20 protein-coding genes and 2 pseudogenes are annotated in these 22,244 nt (G+C 38.0%); 15 read left to right on the top strand and 7 right to left on the bottom strand.

Going from position 1 to position 22,244, the window contains the following annotated elements; translation table 11 throughout:
* Positions 1-28 precede the first annotated feature (28 nt).
* The 12 genes and pseudogenes from B9T28_RS08295 to B9T28_RS15190 all read left to right on the top strand — a co-directional run.
* Positions 29-2,821 (top strand): nitrate reductase, encoded by a 2,793-nt coding sequence (locus B9T28_RS08295; protein WP_086203519.1) that lies wholly within the window; start codon positions 29-31, stop codon positions 2,819-2,821.
* A gap of 47 nt (positions 2,822-2,868) precedes the next feature.
* Complete coding sequence (locus B9T28_RS08290) at positions 2,869-3,549, top strand: NTP transferase domain-containing protein (protein ID WP_086203685.1); 681 nt, start codon at positions 2,869-2,871, stop codon at positions 3,547-3,549.
* A gap of 146 nt (positions 3,550-3,695) precedes the next feature.
* A complete protein-coding gene (gene moaA / locus B9T28_RS08285; RefSeq protein WP_086203518.1) occupies positions 3,696-4,808 on the top strand; it encodes a GTP 3',8-cyclase MoaA in 1,113 nt (370 codons plus the stop codon).
* Between the two features lie 2 nt (positions 4,809-4,810).
* Positions 4,811-5,062 (top strand): MoaD/ThiS family protein, encoded by a 252-nt coding sequence (locus tag B9T28_RS08280; protein ID WP_086203517.1) that lies wholly within the window; start codon positions 4,811-4,813, stop codon positions 5,060-5,062.
* A gap of 2 nt (positions 5,063-5,064) precedes the next feature.
* Positions 5,065-5,589 carry a molybdenum cofactor biosynthesis protein MoaE gene (locus tag B9T28_RS08275; protein WP_086203516.1) on the top strand — a complete coding sequence of 175 codons (525 nt, stop codon included), beginning with the start codon at positions 5,065-5,067 and terminating at the stop codon, positions 5,587-5,589.
* A gap of 96 nt (positions 5,590-5,685) precedes the next feature.
* Positions 5,686-6,609 (top strand): bifunctional molybdenum cofactor biosynthesis protein MoaC/MoaB, encoded by a 924-nt coding sequence (gene moaCB / locus B9T28_RS08270; protein ID WP_086203515.1) that lies wholly within the window; start codon positions 5,686-5,688, stop codon positions 6,607-6,609.
* Positions 6,606-7,907 (top strand): molybdopterin molybdotransferase MoeA, encoded by a 1,302-nt coding sequence (locus tag B9T28_RS08265; RefSeq protein WP_086203514.1) that lies wholly within the window; start codon positions 6,606-6,608, stop codon positions 7,905-7,907. Before moaCB ends, B9T28_RS08265 begins: the two co-directional genes overlap by 4 nt.
* Before the next feature lie 50 nt (positions 7,908-7,957).
* Positions 7,958-8,716 carry a molybdate ABC transporter substrate-binding protein gene (gene modA, locus B9T28_RS08260; RefSeq protein WP_086203513.1) on the top strand — a complete coding sequence of 253 codons (759 nt, stop codon included), beginning with the start codon at positions 7,958-7,960 and terminating at the stop codon, positions 8,714-8,716.
* 46 nt (positions 8,717-8,762) lie between these two features.
* Entirely contained in the window at positions 8,763-9,446 is a 684-nt protein-coding gene (gene modB / locus B9T28_RS08255) for a molybdate ABC transporter permease subunit (protein WP_086203512.1), read from the top strand.
* Positions 9,447-9,450: 4 nt separating this feature from the next.
* A complete protein-coding gene (locus tag B9T28_RS08250) occupies positions 9,451-10,110 on the top strand; it encodes an ATP-binding cassette domain-containing protein (protein ID WP_086203511.1) in 660 nt (219 codons plus the stop codon).
* Positions 10,111-10,127: 17 nt separating this feature from the next.
* On the top strand, positions 10,128-10,601 hold the full coding sequence (locus B9T28_RS15195) for a precorrin-2 dehydrogenase/sirohydrochlorin ferrochelatase family protein (RefSeq protein ID WP_434057127.1): 474 nt from the start codon (positions 10,128-10,130) through the stop codon (positions 10,599-10,601).
* A gap of 48 nt (positions 10,602-10,649) precedes the next feature.
* Positions 10,650-10,748, top strand: a pseudogene (locus B9T28_RS15190) (hypothetical protein); the annotation flags it as partial.
* A gap of 419 nt (positions 10,749-11,167) precedes the next feature.
* On the opposite strand, the pseudogene B9T28_RS15150 reads toward B9T28_RS15190, so the two are convergent.
* From B9T28_RS15150 to B9T28_RS08235, 3 genes and pseudogenes are all read right to left on the bottom strand, one after another.
* A pseudogene (locus B9T28_RS15150) lies at positions 11,168-11,311 on the bottom strand (transposase family protein); the annotation flags it as partial.
* Between the two features lie 21 nt (positions 11,312-11,332).
* Complete coding sequence (locus B9T28_RS15145) at positions 11,333-11,596, bottom strand: transposase (RefSeq protein WP_086203510.1); 264 nt, start codon at positions 11,594-11,596, stop codon at positions 11,333-11,335.
* Between the two features lie 27 nt (positions 11,597-11,623).
* The gene (locus B9T28_RS08235) at positions 11,624-11,824 is read right to left on the bottom strand and encodes a helix-turn-helix domain-containing protein (protein WP_171263483.1); all 201 of its coding nucleotides are present in this window, start codon (positions 11,822-11,824) and stop codon (positions 11,624-11,626) included.
* A 378-nt stretch (positions 11,825-12,202) separates the two neighbouring features.
* On the opposite strand from B9T28_RS08235, the gene aspT reads away from it, so the two are divergent.
* The gene (gene aspT, locus B9T28_RS08230) at positions 12,203-13,888 is read left to right on the top strand and encodes an aspartate-alanine antiporter (RefSeq protein WP_086203508.1); all 1,686 of its coding nucleotides are present in this window, start codon (positions 12,203-12,205) and stop codon (positions 13,886-13,888) included.
* A 69-nt stretch (positions 13,889-13,957) separates the two neighbouring features.
* The gene (locus B9T28_RS08225; protein ID WP_086203507.1) at positions 13,958-15,565 is read left to right on the top strand and encodes a bifunctional aspartate transaminase/aspartate 4-decarboxylase; all 1,608 of its coding nucleotides are present in this window, start codon (positions 13,958-13,960) and stop codon (positions 15,563-15,565) included.
* Between the two features lie 131 nt (positions 15,566-15,696).
* On the opposite strand, the gene dsdA is transcribed toward B9T28_RS08225, so the two are convergent.
* Both dsdA and dsdX read right to left on the bottom strand, forming a co-directional pair.
* On the bottom strand, positions 15,697-17,028 hold the full coding sequence (gene dsdA / locus B9T28_RS08220; RefSeq protein ID WP_086203506.1) for a D-serine ammonia-lyase: 1,332 nt from the start codon (positions 17,026-17,028) through the stop codon (positions 15,697-15,699).
* An 18-nt stretch (positions 17,029-17,046) separates the two neighbouring features.
* Complete coding sequence (gene dsdX, locus B9T28_RS08215) at positions 17,047-18,399, bottom strand: D-serine transporter DsdX (protein WP_252053568.1); 1,353 nt, start codon at positions 18,397-18,399, stop codon at positions 17,047-17,049.
* A 209-nt stretch (positions 18,400-18,608) separates the two neighbouring features.
* On the opposite strand from dsdX, the gene dsdC reads away from it, so the two are divergent.
* Positions 18,609-19,535 carry a DNA-binding transcriptional regulator DsdC gene (gene dsdC, locus B9T28_RS08210; RefSeq protein ID WP_086203504.1) on the top strand — a complete coding sequence of 309 codons (927 nt, stop codon included), beginning with the start codon at positions 18,609-18,611 and terminating at the stop codon, positions 19,533-19,535.
* Between the two features lie 415 nt (positions 19,536-19,950).
* Here dsdC and B9T28_RS08205 read toward each other — a convergent pair whose 3' ends face one another.
* The gene (locus B9T28_RS08205) at positions 19,951-20,640 is read right to left on the bottom strand and encodes a pirin family protein (protein ID WP_086203503.1); all 690 of its coding nucleotides are present in this window, start codon (positions 20,638-20,640) and stop codon (positions 19,951-19,953) included.
* A gap of 194 nt (positions 20,641-20,834) precedes the next feature.
* A complete protein-coding gene (locus B9T28_RS08200) occupies positions 20,835-22,052 on the bottom strand; it encodes a L,D-transpeptidase family protein (RefSeq protein WP_086203502.1) in 1,218 nt (405 codons plus the stop codon).
* Positions 22,053-22,244: the final 192 nt, after the last annotated feature.

The following is a 22,244-nucleotide window of genomic DNA, read 5'->3' as shown; positions in this document are numbered from 1 at the left end:
TGATTGGGAATAAGGAGCACAGCAGGAAATGAAGAGTATCCCTATGATGGAACTGCACGGCTCCACAGAAAGTCATACAGACAATAATATTAAAACTACGGATTCTACGTGCCCATACTGTGGTGTGGGTTGTGGCGTGACGGCTAAGGTACAAATGGGGAGTTTGGGGCAAAAAGTAACGATCACAGGAAATATTCATCATCCTGCCAATTTTGGAAAATTGTGTATTAAAGGCAGTAATTTAGCCGATACGCTTGGTTTGGAAAGTCGTGTTTTACAGCCGATGCTTGGACGTAAGGCACAACGTCAAATAAGTGATTGGGATACGGTCACAACAAAAATTGCAGAGCAATTTCAACATTGTATAGATGAGTATGGGCGTGAAAGTGTTGCTTTTTATGTGTCGGGGCAATTGTTGACCGAAGATTATTATGTCGCCAATAAATTTGTTAAAGGTTATTTGGGCACAGCTAATATCGACACTAATTCTCGTCTGTGTATGTCTTCTGCTGTCGCAGCACATAAACGTGCTTTCGGGGAAGATATTGTTCCTGCAAGTTATCAGGATTTTGAACATACCGATATGGTGGTATTGGTTGGTTCAAACACAGCTTGGTGTCATCCTGTTTTATATCAACGAATTATGAGAGCCAAAGAAGAACGCGATCTTTTTGTTGTGGTCATTGACCCTCGTTTTACTGCGACGTGTGAAGCAGCGGATTTACATCTTCCAATTCTGATTGGGCAAGATGTTGCATTATTTAATGGTTTATTACAGTACTTATATCAAAATGGCAAAGCCGATGTAAATTTCGTAACGATGCATACCCAAGGTTTAACAGCTGCTTTGGACAGTAGTCACAGTGAATCCTCTATTTATGACGTGGCACAAAAAACAGGGATTTCACTGGAAAAATTGGAATTGTTTTATCAAAAGTTTACTCAGACTGAAAAAGTCATGACTTTATTTTCGATGGGAGTTAATCAATCTTCACAAGGCGTGAATAAAGCCAACAGTATTATCAACTGTCATCTGTTAACAGGCAAAATTGGCAAACTTGGTGCTGCGCCATTTTCTATGACAGGACAGCCGAATGCGATGGGCGGGCGTGAAGTCGGTGGACTTGCCAATATGTTGGCGGCGCATATGGAGATTGAAAATCCTAAACATCAACAATTGGTTCAGGAATTTTGGAAGAGTCCATACATTGCACAAAAAGCAGGTCTAAAAGCCGTTGATCTATTTGAGGCTGTAGAAAGTGGGCGAATCAAAGCCATTTGGATTATGGCGACCAATCCTGTGGTGAGTTTACCCAATGCTGATCAAGTAAAGCGTGCTTTAGAAAAGTGTGAGTTTGTGGTGATGTCTGATATTTGTGCAGAAACAGATACGACACAATATGCAGATGTGCTTTTACCTGCACTGGCATGGGGCGAAAAAGAAGGTACGGTCACGAATTCAGAACGACGGATTTCCCGTCAGAATGCTTTTTTAGCCGTACCTGAACAATGTAAAGCCGATTGGTGGTCAATTTCGCAAGTCGCAAAAAAGATGGGTTTTGATGGCTTTGATTTCACCAGTAGCCATGACATTTTTAAAGAACATGCGCAATTATCTGCCTATCAAAATGTACAACCTATAGATCGAACAGATGATTCTATTTTCCGTTATTTTAATTTAAGTGGTTTAACCGATTTAAGCATTACCGATTATCAAAATTTAGCACCGATTCAATGGCCTGTATGGTCAAGCGAACAAAAAGAAGATGCTGTGGCGCGTTTGTATGCCGATGGTCATTTCAGCCATGCTGATGGGAAAGCCAAATTTATTGCCACATCCGTCGTTGATCCTGTACATCAAACCGACAGTGAATACCCCTTGATTTTAAATACAGGTCGAATTCGGGACCAATGGCATACCATGACTCGTACAGGTCTTTCTGCCAATTTAAGTACCCATAAAGCTGAACCTTATTGCGAGGTTCATCCTCAAGATGCTTTGAAATTTGGTTTAAAAGATACTGAATTGGTTGAAGTGAAGTCAGCATGGGGAAGTTGTGTCTTACGTGTCGTGCTAAGCGATAAAATCCGCCGTGGTCAGGTTTTTGCCTCCATTCATTGGACAGAGCAAACAGCATCCGATGCGAGAATTGGTAAAGTGGTCAATCCTGTGGTCGATGCAATTTCGGGCGAGCCTGAATTTAAACATACACCTGTCATTATTCAGCCTTTTTATACGCAGTGGCAAGGCGTGTTATATGTTCGTCAAGGTTTTGAACATTATACAAAAAATGCAGTGGATAAAATGGTGTGGTGGACCAAAATTATTACAGCAAAAGCCACCCGTTATGAGTTGGCAGATCGTCGAAAAATATCTGCGACCACTGAAAAGCTCAAAGAACTTTTAGCTTTTGAGGATGAAAGTTTTGAGTGGCTGAATGTAGAAGATCCATCGGCATATATCAGTCATAACATTGTGCTCAGAGATGGCATTTTAATTGCTAGTTTATATATTGCACCAAAAGCATTATTGCCTGATCGGGACTGGATTGCCAGTTTGTTTAAGCGAGAACGCTTAAGTGCAATGCATCGTAAAGCTTTATTGGCAGGGCAACCGATGTCGATGGGGAACAGTGAGGGGGCCTTGGTCTGTAGTTGTTTTAAAGTCGGGAAAAACCGCATGATTGAAACCATTAAAGCCAAAAATATCACCGATGAAAAACAAGTCACAGCGTGTTTAAAAGCTGGTGGAAATTGTGGTTCATGTCTACCTGAAATTCGTGGTTTGATTAAAATTTGTCAGATGGAGGCACGGTTATGAACATGAAAATAAAGGCGTTTAATCTAAAATCAATGAATATAAAAGCTATGAAAGAAGACACATTTAAAAAAATAGACTTGCGTAACACAGTAAAAAGAATCTATCGGAAAGTGAGTTTGAAGGTGGATTATCCTGCCACTGATTTGGTTATTCTTGCAGGTGGTCAGGCTCGGCGTATGAATGGCATGAATAAACTTTTGCAGAAATTTGATGATCAAATTCAATTGATTAAAATCCATCAACAACTTAAATCTACTGTAACGACTGTGTGGATTAACAGCCATCGGGATGATTCAATTTATCAGAAAATTATTCCGAGCATTCATTGTTATCAGGATGATGAACGTGGCTTTTTAGGGCCTTTGATGGGAATGAAAAGTGCGTGGTCGCATGTAGAATCTGATCATGTGCTATTTGTCCCCTGTGATGTAACTTATATTCCATCCAATGTCGTGGCAAAGTTGCATCAGGCTTTGGCTAAAAACCCGAAGGCAGAAGTGGCTTATGTGGAAATGAATCAAACTGCTTTATATCCATTTTGTTTGTTAAAGCGCAGCAGTTTGCCCACATTAGTGGCACAGCTTGAGCAAAAACAGCGCAGTTTAAAGCAGTGTTTTGAATCTTTGCACGCTCAAGTGGTATGTTTTAAAAATCATGCACTCTTTTTTCACAGTATTAATTCATTAGATGAGTTACAGCAGTACCAACAACTAAAATTTCTCCATTAATTCAATCAAATCTTCACTTTGGCACAAAGTTGGAACACTTATTGCTATCTCTAATAATAACAAGTCATCAGGATGGATTGGGCTGTTTTAAGTTGAAGCATAAATAGAGTGCAAAATTTAAATACCCAAATAGGTGAGTGCTCAGAATGAATGTGATGATGCCATTGGAAACACAAGCCGTATTTGATGATCAATTTGGTCGTCAAAAGCGCAAACTTAGAATTTCAGTGACTGATCGCTGTAATTTTAAGTGTGTCTATTGTATGCCTGAGCATCCTGAGTGGGTAAAAAAACAGGATTTACTCAGTTTTGAAGAGCTTTATCAATTTTGCCATTTTATGGTGCAGCAAGGCATAGAATATATCCGCATTACAGGCGGTGAGCCTTTAATGCGCCAAGGTGTGGTACATTTTATTGAACAATTACAACAACTCAAAAAAATCGGTCTAAAACGTATTTCGATGACCACCAATGCGCATTATTTAAAAAAATATGCTGAAGCACTGAAGAATGCAGGTTTGGATGATCTGAATATAAGTTTGGATAGTTTGGATGCTGAACAATTTAAACAACTGACCCAAAAAGAGTTGGCACCTGTATTGGCAGGGATTTCTATGGCACAAGAAGTTGGATTGCCGATTAAAATTAATACGGTTTTAATGAAAGGTATGAATGACAATCAGATTTTACCTTTGGCAAAATGGTCGATTCAGCAGGATATTGTGCTACGTTTTATTGAGTTTATGCCACTTGATGGTGATCAAAAATGGTCGGTTGCGGATGTGGTGAGTGAGCAACAGATTCTAGCGATATTGGCGACTGAATTTGATGTACAAATTCAGGTACAACCATCGGCTAAATATCGAGCCAATCCTGCACGGCAATATTTAATCAACAGTCATTTAGGCGTCAGTCATCTCATCAAAAAACATTCGATTGGTATTATTTCCACTATCAGTCATTCATTTTGCGGTGATTGTGATCGCATTCGTTTAACGGCACAGGGCGAATTGTATAACTGTTTGTTTGCGCCAAAAGGCTTAGAGCTGAAAACAGAAATTAAAGCGCTATTGTCAGCTTCAAGACAATTTGCATTATCAAAAGTTGAAAAAATGCCTGAAAGCACCTCTGAGAAGTTAGCATTATTGCAAAAAATTGGTGCTTATATTTGGAAAAAAGAACAAGGCTATGATGCTATTCAAGCCCGAACAGCGCAGCAGGCATCCCGAAAAATCAGTATGCATATGCTTGGAGGTTAAAGATGTCAAATATTCAAATTAAAATTGAAGCCTTTGGTGCAATTGAACGGCAATTACCGAGTGATTTAATCCTACAGTGTGATGCTTCAAGCTGCATTGCAGATGTTTTAGCACAAGTGGAACTGTTATATCCACATGCGCAAAAAATGCTTGGACGCTGTGCTTGCGCCGTTGGTGAAGATATTGTGTCAAGGCAAACGCTACTCAATCATGACAGTACCCTTGTCATGCTGTCACCTGTCGCAGGAGGTTGATCATGCAAGCACTAAAACATTTTGCACGGATTCAGACCTACGCATTTACACAGGATATTTTTGATGACATTCAACATTTTCCTGAGTGTGGGGGCATTGGTGTATTTATTGGCACGGTGCGCAATCACCATGAAGGTAAAGCCGTTCAGGCTTTGAAATATACAGCTTATGCACCTGTAGCGGAAAAAATGATTCGTCAGATTGAACAGGATATTCAACAAAAATACGGCGTGTCTTATGTACGGGTGATTCACAGAATTGGCGCTTTGGATATTGGTGAAACAGCGATTATTGCCATTGCCTATGCAGCGCATCGCCGTGAAGCATTTCAGGCGTGTGAAGAAGTGGTGGAACGGGTCAAGCATGAAGTGCCTGTATGGAAAGAAGAATTTTACTGTGATGGGACAAGCCAATATGTAGAAGGTTGTTGTATTCGGCAGGATTTAGATCAAAGTTTAGATCAGGATCAGCATCACTCACATAGCCATCATCACATGCATGAACATTGTCATGATACAGCACATTAATAAAGTGATGAATCACATCAACAGCATTCACTTCAATCATAATTTAAATGAATGCTCTAAACCTATAAAGTTGTATCAGCACTGAAGGATATTGTCATGAAAAATGTAGGTATGAAGGCGGAAAGCTATCGGACTGCAATTGCATCGGGTATTTTGTACGCACCGCCACATTGCATTGAATTGCTTCGCAATGGCAATACCGAAAAAGGCGATGCGCTTAAAACAGCACGTATAGCAGGCATTTTAGCGGCAAAACGGACCGATGAGCTGATTCCATTGTGTCATCCATTGCCAATTTATCGTGCAGATGTGGATTTCGAACTATTTGAAAATTATGTAAAAATTATTGCAACTGTTGAAACGATTGGCCCAACGGGCGTAGAAATGGAGGCATTGACAGCAGTCAGCCTTGCAGGTCTCACTCTCTATGACATGCTGAAACCACATTGTGAGCCTGAAGATTTAAGTTTGGATCAGTGCAAATTAGACAAGAAAAAAGGCGGTAAGTCGCATTTTACCCGTGCGCTAAAAGAGGTGTTATCTGCATCGGTGATTGTGCTGTCAGATACAGTCGCTGCGGGTAAAAAGCCCGATACCGCAGGACAAAATGTTTTGGAAATTTTACAGGAAGCGAATTTTAGCAATATCAGCTATCAAGTGATTGCAGATAGCCATGAACAATTATTGTCCTTGATTGAACAGCAAAAAAATCAATATCCGCTAATTTTAACCGTGGGTGGTACTGGTTTAGGGCCAAAAGATTTAACCGTGGAAACTATTCAACCCTTATTGAAGCGTGAAATTCCGGGCTTGATGGAAGCTTCCCGTAGTTTTGGACAGAAACGCACGCCCTATGCTGCACTCAGTCGCGGAGTTGCAGGTTATATTGATAACAGTTTAGTGATTACTTTGCCGGGAAGTCGTCAGGGTGCCAAAGAGTCCTTAATCGCAATTTTACCTGCGTTGGTTCATTTATTTGATGTGCAAAAAAATATTCCACATCAAGGTGGTTATGAATGAGTGAAAGCATCAATGAAATAATCTCGTTTCAAGCAGAGTCTGCCACACATTCGGGCTGTGGAACGGAATCAGGATTGATTTCGATTGATCAGGCTTTAGCTTTGATTTTAGAAAAAATACAACCTTTAGGTACTGAAACACTTGCATTGAATGCTGTTTTAAACTGTTATTTGGCCGAAGATATTTTTTCAGCCATTCAATTGCCTTTATTTTCACAAAGTGCAGTGGATGGTTATGCGCTTAATTCAGCTGATCCTTTAGAAAATCATTTAGAAGATGTTATACAAGCGCATAGCCAATTTACTTTAATCGGTGAAATTCGTGCAGGGCAAAGTGCAGAATTGACTTTACAGGCAGGGCAGGCGCTACGGATTTTTACAGGTGCTGAAATTCCACAAGGTACAACGACTGTGGCAAGGCAGGAAATTGTTCAGATCATTAACGCTGAATCCATCGAAATAACAGAACATTTAAAAATTCATGCCGATATTCGGGATGCAGGTGAAGAAATTACTGTTGGGCAACTTTTGGCACAAGCAGGACAACAATTATCAGTCGGTGCCATTGCTTCACTGAGTATGGCAGGTGTGCAACAGGTTCAAGTCTATCAATATCCTAAAATCGCAGTGGTGATTACAGGGGATGAAGTCGCAAAAAGCAGTTCAGATTTTGAAGCAGGGAAAATTTTTGATGCCAATGCACCGCTTATTCAGGCATGGTTTCAACAACAAAACCAAAAAGTTGATATTTTTCATGTCGCAGATACAGCTGAGGTTGTAAACAGTTTATTAGGTGATTTAAATCAAAAATACGATCTGATTCTAACCACCGGTGGTGTATCTGTCGGTGACTATGATTTTATTCGACCTGTCGCTTTGGATTTAGGTTTTCAGCAAATATTTTGGAAAGTGAAACAAAAACCTGGCAAGCCGATGCTGTTTGCAGAATTTATCAGAACAGATGGATCTGTTTGTTCTTTATTAGGTTTACCCGGAAACCCTGCTGCGGTCTATGTTGGAATGCACATTTATACTCAAACGATTTTAAATGCTTTGCAGGGGCATCGACATATTCCCAATGGCTTTAAAGCAGCATTGACCCACGATTTAAAAGCCGATGCACGGGAACGCATTTTACGCATGAGTGTCAGCTTTACTCAAGCAACATTAAAAGTGAGTAGTTTGTCCAATCAACAATCACATATGCTGATCAATTTGATGCACGCCAATGCTTTGGTTCGTATTCCTGCAGGGGAAAAAATATGCGCAGGGCAAGTTGTAGATGGATTTTTCATCTAAATAAAGTCATTTATTGCGCTAAATATCAAGAATTTGTAATTGGAGAAAGCATGAAAAATTTAATGATTGGAGTAGCATTATTCAGTCTATGCAATTTAGCCCAAGCTGAAACCGTCAAGGTATATGCTGCTGCGAGTTTAACCAATGCGATTTCAGATATTGCTATAATTTATGAAAAGCAACATCCTCAGACCGATATTGTACCTGTTTTCGGTGCATCATCCGCATTGGCTAAACAGATTGAAGCGGGGGCAAAGAGTGATCTTTTCTTTTCTGCGGATGTCGATTGGATGAATTATTTAATTAAAAAACAAATGATTACTGAAAATAAAAGCAAAGCTTTATTGTCAAATCAATTGGTTCTGATTAGCCCAAAAAAATTAAATATTGCATTTAAAGCACAACCCAATTTTAATTTTGCACAATCCTTTAAAGGACATGTGTGTACAGGTCAAATGGAATCTGTTCCTGCGGGTAAATATGCCAAACAAAGTTTAATCAAACTCAATTGGCTCGACAGTTTGAAAGGGAGAATTGTCGGTACAGATGATGTTCGTTCTGCTTTAGCATTTGTAGAACGTGGTGAATGTGATGTTGGTATTGTTTATAAAACCGATGCACTCATCAGCAAAAAGGTAAAAGTGATTGGGACATTCCCTGAAAACTCACATCATCCGATTCTTTATCCTTTGGCTTTAACCAAACAGGGTGAAAAGAATGGGGATGCCGTACAGTTTGAAAAATTTGTAAAAAGCAGTCCACAAGCTAAAATTATCTTTCAAAAATATGGTTTTAGCATTAACCAATAATGACTAAAAAATTAATAAAATAGGCAAAGAGTGAGAGGGATGTTGGATGCTAAGCCCTGAAGAACTAAGTGCACTCTACCTTTCGGCAAAAGTTGCCTGCTTTGCAACACTGTTTTGCATTCCCTTTGCGATTGCATTGGCGTGGTATTTGGCTCGTTATCAATTCCGACTGAAATTTATTTTCGAAGCCTTTTTACAATTACCCATGGTATTACCACCTGTGGTTTTGGGTTATTTATTGTTGATATTATTTGGCAATAAAGGCTGGATTGGACAATATTTACATCAAATGGGTATTGAATTGGCATTTAATTGGAAAGGTGCAGTATTGGCCTCCATGATTGTGGCTTTTCCGTTAATAGTGCAACCAATTCGACTGTCTTTTCAAATGATGAATCAACAGCTTGAACACATTGCAGGTTCTTTGGGAGCTAGTCCGATGAAAGTATTTTTCAGTATTAATTTGCCTTTGGCACTGCCAGGGATTTTGATTGGCAGTATTTTATGTTTTAGCCGTAGTCTGGGCGAGTTTGGTGCAACCATGACGTTTGTCGGAAATATTCCTGATGAAACTCGTACCATTCCCATCGCCATCTATTCCTTTTTACAACAACCCGATGGTGAACAGATGGCGATGCGTCTGGTCACTCTTTCTTTAATTCTTGCTTTTTCTGCACTGATTGCCAATTACTTTATCTTACAGAAATATCAACGGAAATTAACAGGATAACCTCATGCTATGTTGTGATTTTCAATATCAGAGGGCAGATTTTAAGTTAAATATACAGCTTGAAATGCAAGATCAATTATTGGGGATTGTCGGTGCATCTGGTAGTGGCAAGAGTACATTTTTAAAAAATCTTGTCGGTTTATTACATCCAACACAAGGTTTAATTCAGTTTAATCAACAGGTTTTATTTGACCAGCAAAAAAACATTCATGTGCCGATGTATCAACGGAAAATTGCGCTGATTTTTCAAAATGCACTATTGTTCCCGCACATGAATGTACAACAAAATTTAATGTATGCAGAAAAACAGGTTAATCACGCAGATCGTAAATTTCATTTTAATGAGATTGTTGATTTACTCGAATTAAAGCCTTTAATTCATCGTAAAGCGCATCAGCTTTCTGGTGGAGAAGCACAGCGCGTGTCTATTGGTCGTGCTTTATTGTCTTCACCCCATTTATTGCTGTTGGATGAACCCTTGACAGGGCTTGATCATCAATTAAAACAGCAAATTTTACCGTTCTTAAAAAGATTAAAAGAGGAAATTGATTTGCCGATGATTTATGTGACGCACCATGTAGATGAGTTAGTATTTTTACACGCTGAAATATTGATGTTAGAACAAGGAAAATTAATGCCTGCAACCTATCAATTTTCATCATAAACAAGGGGTCTTTGAATATGGATATTTTCCCAATCTCTTTAAAGTTGCAACAGCAACCTTGTCTAGTTGTCGGTGGTGGACACATTGCCTATCGTAAAGCTGTGCTCTTAGCTAAAGCAGGTGCAGTGATTAGTGTGATTGCACCTGAAGTTGATGCGAATCTATTAGAGATTGTCGTGCAAAGCCAAGGGCAATATGTTCAAGCCACATTTGAACAGCAATTAAATCTACACAATTCTAAATCTTTAGATCTACGTCAATATCGCTTGGTCATTGCAGCAACAGACAGTAAACTCACCAATCAACAGATCTTTGAAGTCTGTGAGGCTGAAAATGTTTTGGTGAATAGTGTTGATGATCCACCGCATTGTCGCTTCATGGTACCAGCAATTGTTGATCGTTTACCTTTGGTTATTTCGATTGCAACCAATTGTACATCTCCTGTTTTATCCCGCCAAATTCGTACCCAACTTGAAGCAACTATTCCTTAAAGTATGGGAAAGCTTGCTGATTTTTCTGGAAAATAGCGTTCAGTTGTTAAAGAAAAAATTAGCACTCCTGATGAGCGCCGTATTTTTTGGGAAGACTTATATGCAAGTCCCCTAAAAGAACAAGTTTTAATGACAATATTGCTGTAGCGGATCAGTTGATTGAACAGGCTTTACAAGAGTGAAAACACCGAAAAGTGAGATTTTTTGGTCGGTGCAGACCCGGGTGATCCTGAGCTATTGACACTGAAAGCTTTACGTTTAATGCAACAAGCCGAATCAAACTTATCCAGATAAAGCTATTCAATATTAATTCAGGCTTAAATCCTTATTTTTATTATCCTTGCCTATAGTCACAGGCTTTATTTAAAGTTTCATAGCTTTGTGATTGAATTGGATGGTATCGGATTTCAACTATCTATAAAAAATAAAAGTATACTAATAAATTTTAGGAAGGTTGTAGTATTTAAATTTTTGTACAGTAAAGCCCATTAAAAATAACAAGGAGTATTATATTTTAATAAGTCTCTTTCATAGTTTATTTTTAATCCACTTCTAAGTTGTAAATTTCAGCAATTAAATTGTATCTTAAGCCGAGCCTTTTCCCTCTGTTTCGATAACGCTACTGAAAGTATTTTAAAGGTCTTGAGTACACCAAATACATGCTCAATCCCTATTCTTCTTTTATTAATTTTTCGGTTATGTTGTTTTAAGACAGGATCTAATTTCCATCCTCATTTTGCTTTTATTGGGATTAAACTTTTTTCATAAATCGCGTAGATCCTTTGATAACTTTTATCCGCTAATACAAACGATGCTTTTGGAATTAAATGCTGGTTTCTTTTTAATAATTCAAAGTCGTGTACTGCATTTTTGCACATACATAAACTGAGAATTTTCCGTGTTTTATAATGAATGATCGCTTGTACTTTAAACGTATGTGCCTTTTGCTTGCCACTATAGATTTTTTCTTTTTTTTCAGTATGTTGTGCGGCTATTTATGTTGCATCTACGATGACAATATCTCAATCCAAACCTCCACCAGCAGGTGGTTTCTTCGGTAAATTAAATTTCTTAGAGCGAATTAAATAGTCTTTCACATAGCTAATGATTATTGAAGCCGTTGCTTTTGAAACACCATAAGTCATTCCAACAGGGAATAAAGTGCGGTACTCACGCCAATAGCTCAAACAGAGCAGCAATTGATCTTCTTGTGAGTTATGCAAGTTGTCTAATATAGGAGATAGGTTAGAATTTTTTATAATTTCATACTGATTATTTGTATAACTTATGTTTGATTTGATGTTTTTTTATAACAATATATTAGTTTGTAATGTTAATAATTACATTTAAATATTTTTTTTAATAATAAGAATACAAAAGGTAATATTTAAATGAAGAATATACGGGATATATTTATCAAATAATCTAAATTATATAAAAGAGAGTACTTTAGCCTTCCATCGGCTAATTAAAATTAGATAATTGGCTGGTTATTGATGAATAATATTGAATAACTTATTAATAGTTAAAATATTTTAATATCAATTAAATACTGCAAATGTAATTCCAATATATGACAAAAATCAGTACGAGGATTAAAAATAATGGAATGGTTGCAAAGTGAACTAAAACATAGTCCTGAGATACTTCTATTTTTATCTCTTGCTATAGGCTTTTGGATAGGTAAATTCCAATTTGGTAAATTCCAGTTTGGTGGTGTGGCTGGATCTCTACTTGTTGCAGTCATATTAAGCTTGATTGGTGTTCCAGTCGATAACGGTGTTAAAGCAATACTTTTCGCACTGTTTATTTATGCAGTTGGTTTTGAAAGTGGTCCTCAATTTTTTAAATCTCTTGGGCCTGAATCCATAAAAGAGATTTTATTGGCTATTTTTATGGCAGTGTGTGGCCTAATTACAGTATTGGTCATGGCAAAAATTTTCCATTTAGACAAAGGACTTGCAGCAGGTCTCGCTGCTGGAGGTATGACGCAATCAGCGATTATTGGTACAGCAGGTGATGCATTATCTCGTCTTGATTTACCTTTAGTTGAAATCCAAAAAATGCAAGCCAATGTCGCTATTGGTTATGCAGTTACTTATATTTTTGGATCGCTTGGTGCAATTATTGTTTGTGTCAATATTCTTCCCCGTTTTATGGGGCGCGAAATTCGTGATGATGCACTCAAAGCTCAGTCTGAGCGTTTAAAAGGTGCTTTTGAACTGACGCCAGGCCAAGAATTAGCAGTGCCTGAACTTGTTGGTCGTATCTATAAAGTTGAACAGGCAAATGGTAAGAGTGTTGCCGATATTGAGCAGAAAGGTAGTAGCGTAACAATTGAACGCTTGAAACGTAAAGATAAATTTATAGATATAAGCCCTGAAACCGTCTTGTTGACCGATGATATTGTTTTGGTTGTAGGGCGACGTGCTGGGGTTGTTGCAATATCGAATCATATCGGAACTGAACTGCAATCGTCGTCTGGTATGGAAGTGGTGATGGACACAACTGATGTGATCCTCAATAACTCTGAATATCTTAATCGTACACTTGGTGATATTAAAGCCAATACACCTACATCTTTAAAGCATGGCATTTATGTTTTAAGAATTAAGCGTAAGGGTGAAGCATTGCCATTAATTGATGAAACTGTTTTACGCCAAGGTGATATTGTTACTGTCTATGGTAATCAAAATGATCTTAATCGCTTAATAAAACAAGCGGGTACGGCACTTCCTGAAAGCTTAAAAACAGATTGGGTTTTTCATGGTGCTGGTCTGGTTGTTGGTCTAATTATTGGCTTATTTGTAATTCGTATCGGCGGTGTTCCTCTAACATTGGGTGCAGGTGGTGGTGCTTTACTTTCAGGTTTGTTATTTGGATGGCTCCGTAGTCGTAATCAATTACACGGCAATATGCCTCTTGCTGCATCACAGCTTCTCAAAGATTTAGGACTTGCAGGTTTTGTCGCTGCTGTTGGATTACAGTCTGGTTTACAGGCAATTCATACCATTAGAGATAGTGGACTGTCACTCTTTCTTATCGGTGTTGTAGTGACTTTAGTACCTCTTTTACTTTCGATGCTTTTTGCTCGATATGTACTACGTTATAACAATGTTGCTGTTATGGCTGGTGCGCTATCTGGTTCGCGCAGTGCAAACCCTGCTTTTGGTGGTGTACTGGATAAAGCTGGAAACTCAATTCCAACCGTTCCCTTTGCAATTACTTATGCTTTAGCAAATGTCTTTTTAACATTACTGGGACCACTGATTGTCGGGCTGGTCTAACAAAATTATTGAATACATTAGATTTATACATTTTTTACTTTCGATTATATTTATTCAAGGAGACTTCCCATGGGGAATGTTGATTACTCTAAATACGCAAAACTTAGCCCATTTGAACTTAAAGATGAACTGATTGCATTAGCTCAAAGTCGTACAGACCGCATGATGTTAAATGCTGGGCGTGGAAACCCTAATTTTTTGGCAACTGTACCTCGTCGGGCATTTTTCCAATTGGGATTATTTGCCGCAACTGAATCAGAGTTTTCATTTTCATATATGCCTGAAGGACTAGGTGGTTTTCCGCGTCCTGTTGCATTGCAATCACGCTTTGATCAATTTATTTTAGAAAACCGTGATAAGCCTGGTGTCGTCTTTTTAGGTAAAGTTATTTCTTATGTTCGCGACCAATTAGGCCTTAATCCTGATGAATTTTTATTGGAAATGGTTGAAGGAATTTTAGGCTGTAACTATCCTGTCCCTGATCGGATGCTTCGTGTCAGCGAAACTATTATTAAAGAATATGTCTTGAGAGAGATGGGTGTTCAAGGTTTAGCGAAAAATTCCATCGATTTATTTGCTGTCGAGGGTGGTACTGCCGCCATGGCATACATTTTTAACTCTCTAAAAGAAAATAAAATTATTGAGAAAGGGGATCGCATTGCGATTGGAACTCCAATTTTTACGCCTTATTTAGAAATTCCAAAATTAAATGATTATCAGCTTGAGGAAGTATTTATAGAAGCTGATCCTAATCTTGATTGGCAATATCCTGAGTCTGAATTACGCAAACTTGAAGATCCATCCATTAAAGCATTTTTCCTCGTTAATCCGAGTAACCCACCTTCAGTTAAAATGAGTGATGAAGGACTTGCGATTTTGGCGGATATTGTTAAAAAGCGTCCAGATTTAATTATTCTTACTGATGATGTATATGGAACTTTTGCAGATAATTTTCAATCGATTTTCTCTATTTGTCCAGATAACACAATTTTGGTGTATTCATTCTCAAAATATTTTGGTGCAACGGGTTGGCGCTTAGGGGTAATTGCATTATCAGATAATAATATTTTAGATAAAAAAATTGCGGCCTTACCTAAAAAAGCAAAACAGGAATTAGAAGAACGTTATTCATCAGTAACCACAGATCCATCGAGTATGAAATTTATTGATCGTATGGTTGCAGATAGCCGTAATGTTGCATTAAACCATACTGCAGGGCTTTCTACGCCACAACAAGTTCAGATGGTTCTATTTGCATTATTTGATATGATGGATTCACGTCAAGCTTATAGGAAAGCCGTCAAATCTGTTGTCCGTGAACGGAATAAAACATTATATCGCCATCTTGGAGTCGATGCCCCTCAAGATCCTAATAGTGTCGATTATTATACGCTTATTAACCTAGAAAAAATTTCGCGTACACTTTATGGCGAGGAGTTTTCGACGTGGATCATGAACAATAAAAATCCGACGGAATTGCTATTCCGTGTTGCCGCGGAAACGGGCGTGGTTTTATTACCAGGTTCTGGATTTGGTGTAATGCATCCTTCAGCTCGTGCATCTTTAGCAAACTTAAATGAGTATCAATATGCTGCGATTGGTGATTCTTTGCGAAAATTTGCCGATGAAAAATTCAAAGAGTATGAAAGTTTAAATAAGAAGAAAACAGCCAAATAATCTCGAATCAATAAGATAGGTGAAATTAAATAGGATGCCTACTCAAATTCAGCTTATTTTATGTTGCAGATACATAATGTAAAAAAAGGAGATATTATCTCCTTTTTTTACAAGTGCTGTATTTTTAAATATTAAGCTTTAGATTTGGCTAAGTACTTATCCATTTCTTCAGCAGGAACCATACCACCGCCAGTTCCCCAAACAATATGATTGGCATTTTGTAATTGTTGCTCAGTAAAATGGTGCAGTGCAGCATAATCTGGATGTTGATTGATCACGACTGGTCCGAGCATTCCTGCCAAAGCAGACGGTTCTAATTTGAGGTGTTCAGACTGATTCAACATGCCGAGTAATAAATACATGGTTTGATCATCTAAGGTATAAAAACCGTCGAGTAGTCTTTGCATAGCACGACCAACAAATCCTGATGCACGACCAACAGCTAGACCATCTGCCGCTGTGATGTTGTCTATACCAATCTCTTGTACTGAAATTTCATCATGTAAACCTGTCGCAACACCCAGTAACATACATGGTGAATGTGTTGGTTCTGCAAAAATGCAATGTACATGATCACCAAATGCCATTTTTAAACCAAATGCAACGCCACCTGGGCCACCACCAACGCCACAAGGTAAATAAACAAATAAAGGGTGTACTTGATCTACAACAATGTCTTGTTGCTCTAATTGAGTTTTTAGGCGTTGTCCTGCGACAGAATAACCTAAGAATAAAGTACGTGAATTTTCATCATCAATGAAAAAACAGTTTGGATTTTTTAGCGCGGCTTTGCGTCCTTGTTCTACAGCGACACCATAATCTTCCGCATATTCAACGACTGTTACACCATGAGAGCGTAGTTTATCTTTTTTCCATTGGCGAGCATCTGCTGACATGTGTACTGTGACATCGAAGCCTAATTGCGCACTCATGATGCCAATTGAAAGTCCTAAATTACCTGTAGAACCTACAGCAATGCTGTATTGACTAAAAAATTGCTTAAATTCAGGGGTATTTAGTTTTGAATAATCATCTTCAATGGTGAGTAAACCTGCTTGTAGCGCAAGTTTTTCAGCATGACAGAGCACTTCATAAATACCGCCACGAGCTTTAATTGAGCCAGAGATTGGTAGGTGACTATCTTTTTTAAGCCAAAGTTTACCATTAATGGTTTGACCAAAATGTTGTTCGAGTTGCTGTTGCATATTGGGAATAGCAGCAAGTTCAGATTCGATAATACCGCCAGTCGCTGCTGTTTCTGGAAAGGCTTTGACCAAATACGGGGCAAAGCGTGCTAAGCGATCACGGGCATCATCAATATCTGATTGGTCGAGCCCGACATAGGGTAAACCTTCTGCAAGCGCCGTGAAGTTAGGATTAAACCAAACAGTTTCTTTTAGTTCGATTAGATCCTTAACAATAGGATGTTGCAGTACAAGTTGCTTAAGTTGATCAGAATTCATAAGAGTACTCATAAAAGCTTAAATAAAATTAGAAAGCAGGAAGGTACAGCCCAGCGCAATCAGCGAGGCAATAAAGGTTGCAGAAGTGTAATATTTAAAAGTTTCACCTAAGGTCGCGCCACAATATTGTTTAACCAACCAGAATAAAGAATCTGTAACAATGGTGCAGCCAATCGCGCCTGAACCAATCGCAATAGCCATAATTTCAGGGCTAATATCAGGATATAGGTGCAGCATTGGTGCCACAATTGCAGTCGCTCCCATCATTGCTACAGTCGCTGAGCCAACTGCTGCATGTAGAAGCAAGGCAACTAACCATGCAAGTAAGATGGGATGCATATGTAAGTGTGAGAGTAGAACGGCCATTGAATCGGCTAAGCCACTGGCTTTTAAAATGCTATTGAATGCACCGCCAGCACCAATAATTAATAAGATATTCGCAATAGAAGAAAATGAACTTTCTGTATCTTTTAATAAGGTTACCATGTGCATTTTGCGACGTAAACCTAACAGATAGTAAGCTACAAATACCGCAATAAACATGGCTGTAATTGGGTTGCCAATAAAGTCTAAGAATTGGTATAGCGGCGTTTGTGCTTTTGAATGCAATTCGGCAATGGTTTTAATAAGCATTAGCCCAATCGGTAAAAACACCGTGAATAATGTGACTTTTAATGAAGGAAGTGTGTGTTCTTCTCTGAGGGTTAAATTTGAAAATTCTTGAGGAACAGCTTTAAAAGGTAAGCGATTTCCCAGTAATTTTAAAAATAGTGGGCCGCCAACAAGAGCAGCTGTCAAGCCAACCATAAGACCAAAAACAATGACGGTACCGACATCAGCCCCGAGTTTGTTGGTGACATACAGTGCTGCTGGATGAGGTGGAACCACACAATGTACTGCCATTAATGCCGTACAAAGAGGAATTGCTAACTTGAATAAAGAAGTTTTGGTATGCTTGGCGATGGAAAAGGCCAAAGGAATTAATAAAACCACACCCACTTCAACAAATAAAGTAATACCGCACAGTAAGCCAATCAGCACCATGATGATATCTGTGGATAGCCACTTACAACGTTGCAGGGAGAGCGCAATACGTTCGGCAGCCCCAGAGACTTCCATCATTTTGCCAAGAATGGTTCCTAATGCAATGACCGTTGCAAGAAAACCTAAGGTGCTTCCAATACCATTCTCAATCGCATTGATCATTTCGAGTGGTTGCATTTGCATAGCAACACCCACAAAGAAACTGGCAAGAAGTAAAGCCAAAAAAGGATGCAGTTTGAATTTTAAAATAGTGAAAATGATTAAACAGATACTGGTCAGTAAGATACCGACATCCCAGAAATTGGCTTCCATACCTAACGTCTCCATGACAAAATTCCGATTAATCTATTTGAGTGGAATAAAAGCGCAACGTCAAATGATGAAATTTTGTGTTTGAGTTAAAATAATTCATCTGAAAAATGTAGTGAAATAAGCATTGATCTTTAAATAGATTTTAAGTTCCAATGTTGTATTGGGTACCATGAATGGGTTTTATTTCTGATGAATAACATGACCTATGGACTGAGGATAGATGAATGAACAATCCACATAAAACCCTGACGGGTTTTCAATTGTCAAAACTTTATACCTTTGAAGTCGCTGCAAGACATGAATCCTTTGCATTAGCTGCAGAAGAACTATTTTTGACCCCGAGTGCTGTGAGTCACCAAATTAATTTATTAGAAAAAGAACTAGATATAAAATTATTTTTACGATTACACCGTAAGGTGGAATTAACCAATGAGGGGAGGCGTGTTTTTTGGGCTTTACAATCCTCATTGGATCATTTAAATACTGAAATTAAAGCGATACAAAATCAGGCATTGGCAGGATCTCTCACCATTTATGCGAGACCTTCTATTGCGCAATGTTGGTTGGTTCCGAAACTTTCCGATTTTATTCAACGCTATCCATTCATTCAGTTATCTATTTTGACGGGTAATGAAAATATTAATTTTCAACGCACTGGGATAGATTTAGCCCTCTATTTTGATAATCAGCCTTCATTTCAATTGAACTATCAATATCTGATGGATGAACATATTATTCCCGTATGTAGCCCTGAATATGCGGCAAAGTTTAATTTAAGGGGGAGTATTGAAAACTTACAACATTGTACCTTGCTGCATGATTGCCAAGCATGGAGTAATGGTACTGGAACCGATGAATGGAGCAGTTGGGCAACCTATTTTAATGCCAATATCGATACTTCTTTAGGGATTAGCTTTGATCGCTCTGATCTGGCATTGATTGCGGCCAAAAATAATTTAGGTATTACCATGGGCAGAAAAAGATTAGTGCAAAAGGATATAGAAACTGGAGCGTTGGTGATGCCATTTCAAGAGATGTATTTGCGCTGTGACCAGCATTATTATGTTGCTTCACAAAAAGATCTTAAGTGGCCAAAAAATGAAGCTTTTATTGAGTGGTTGAAAGAGGCTGTGAATGAAGAGCAGGCTTAGCAGGGTCAAATTTCAATGGATACTATTAAAAAAACAAATGATTTAATGTCTTGCGATGCAACTTTTTAAATAAAAATAACTTGATCGAAGTATGTACTTCTTATTTTAAAAATGACGTTCTGAATATGATTATTTAGATAAAACTGTTGAGTAGATTGAATGGCTAGGCTATTTTTGATTTGTTTTAGAAATAGCTAAATTCTGAATTTCAGCATGTGTATCTATTGTATAGCAATAAATAGTGAATACGGCACAATGATGGTTAGTCAGTGTAAATTTTTTCCATACATAAATGATGATCAGTACTATAGAGTAGGCGGCATGATTCTCAGTTTTCGGCTGTAAAATCAAGGCTTGAAATTCCCTTCTATTCGCGCTGTATAACTTAAATAAAAGGGAATTTGGATAAAAGTACTTAATTATTTAAATCGAACCAAATAAATTGGCTATCTACATGCGCTTGGATGGTTGCAAGATCATCAAAAAACAAAGCATCACCGGCTTTTACAACTTGTCCTAAAATTTCAATTTCACCCTCAATCACATGCACATAGTTAAATTTTTGGGTTGCTTCTACATTTAAGGTATGGTCTTTTTGTAAAAATGCTGTTTTTACTTCTGCATTTTGACGAATATGCATCGGTGCATTGGCATTTGGGCCAACAATTAACTGCCATACATTTGGTGTTTGTTTAGGGTCGCATTCAATTTGTTGGTAGGTCGGTTCGGCATTTTGTACATTTGGAATAATCCAGATTTGCAGGAGATGCAGTGCTTCATCGCCTTGGTTGACTTCACTGTGTTGAATGCCTGTTCCTGCACTCATTAACTGCCATTCACCTGCATGAATTTGACTTTGATTGCCCATACTATCTTTATGAGAAATAGTACCTTGAAGTACACAGGTTAATATTTCCATATTGTCATGCGGATGTGTGCCAAAGCCCTTATGTGCTGCAATGATGTCATCATTAATGACGCGTAAAGATCCTATTCCCATAAATTCAGGGTTATACCAACTACCAAACGAGAAGCTGTGTTTCGATTCTAACCAGCCAGCTTTGACATGCCCACGATCTTCACTGTGATGTAAATAAGTTGTCATGCTCAATCTCCGAATCATTATTTTGTCATTAAAATAATTTTAATCTTTAGAGTAATGAGATGAAATGTTAAAAAAGCAACATATTGTATCGTTTTTGGAACGATTGGTTATTGTTGAGTTGATTGGGATATAGCAAATAAAAAAGCCTACTCTAAAGTAGGCTTTTTTATTTTAACAATTTTTAAACAGTTAAATTATTCTAAGAATTTAACTGTTACTCCAGATTTCACTTTCTTACCGAGGTCATTTGCATCCCAGTTGGTTAAACGAATGCAACCATGTGAAGCTGTTTTAGAAATTGCTGATGGATTCGGTGTACCATGAATACCAAATGATTTTTTACTTAAACCAATCCAAATGTTACCCACGGGTGCATTTGGGCCAGGTGGTAATGACAGTGGCTTGGTATTACTACCTTGAAGAAAGTTGCTTGGAGAGTAACTATACCAAGGATTTTTTGCTACACCAGTGACTTTATAAGTACCCGTTGGTGATGGTGTGTCTGAACTACCAATGGTTGCAGGAAATGATCCAACCATTTGGTTTTGGCTATTAAATAAATACAGTTGTTTCGCACCTTTGTGCGCAACAATAAGATGAATGTTTTCAGGTAATTCATTGCGAATATTGGTCACAATGATTTTTTCACCAGCTTTTTTAAAGGTCGCTTTCGGATTTAATTTTTTTAAAAACTCTTCATCCATGTGGAATTTTTCACCCAACATTTCAGTCACACGAGTGTAGTACAAGCCTTTCATTTTTGCTTGTAACGCATAATCATGTGGAATCGACGCAGCGTAAGGACCTTGAAGGTCTGCTTCTGTAATGGTGTATTCGACAAAGGCTGGTTTATTGCCTTGTTTTGCAAGCAAGGTATCCCAAGTTTCTTTGGTTAAAACACCTGTAGTTTTGAGACCATTCATTTGCTGGAATGATGCAATCGCTTTTAGGGTGTTCATGCCACTTGAACCATCAATTGCACCTGGTGAAGCATGTGCATTGTTTAACATGACATGTGCACGGGCATAAACAGGAAATTGACCTTTACCAATATTTTCATACCATTCGGCATTATTTAGACCATCTAAAGTCCAAGATGCCTTCGGTGCAGCTGTATTTGTTGGGGTGCTTGTTGTTGCTTTAGTACCAACATCAGCAGTTTTATCTTCAGTTTTTTCAAGATTTTGTAATGTATCAGCAGCTTGATTTAAGTCTTTTTGCTCTTGTTGAGAAATTTGGACATCACTGGTACTTGCACTATCAACTGCGAGTGGATCAATCGGATCTTCCACAGGTGCAGTAATCGCAACTTTTTTAGGATTTAATGGTTGCTCAGCAGTATTAGAAGCAGCAAATACTGTACCAGAAAGGATGCAGCTTAAACTCAAAGCAAGAATTGAGCGAACGAACATGTAATTCAACCTTAAGAATTATTCATACTAGATTTCGAAACGGCACAAGTATTGCAGAAAATACACCCTGATGCAGTATTTGTTTTGTGTAATTACTTAATTTTGATTAGACATTCTAATTTTTTTTATGCTAGAGAAATTACTAAATTTAAAGCCTTTTTGCTATGATGGATCGAATTTTAAATTTGGATT

The organism is Acinetobacter silvestris (assembly GCF_002135235.1).
In the GTDB taxonomy this organism is placed as follows: Bacteria; Pseudomonadota; Gammaproteobacteria; order Pseudomonadales; family Moraxellaceae; genus Acinetobacter; species Acinetobacter silvestris.
The sequence above is the reverse complement of the archived record's forward strand: the minus strand, read 5'-3'. Positions and strand labels throughout refer to the sequence as shown.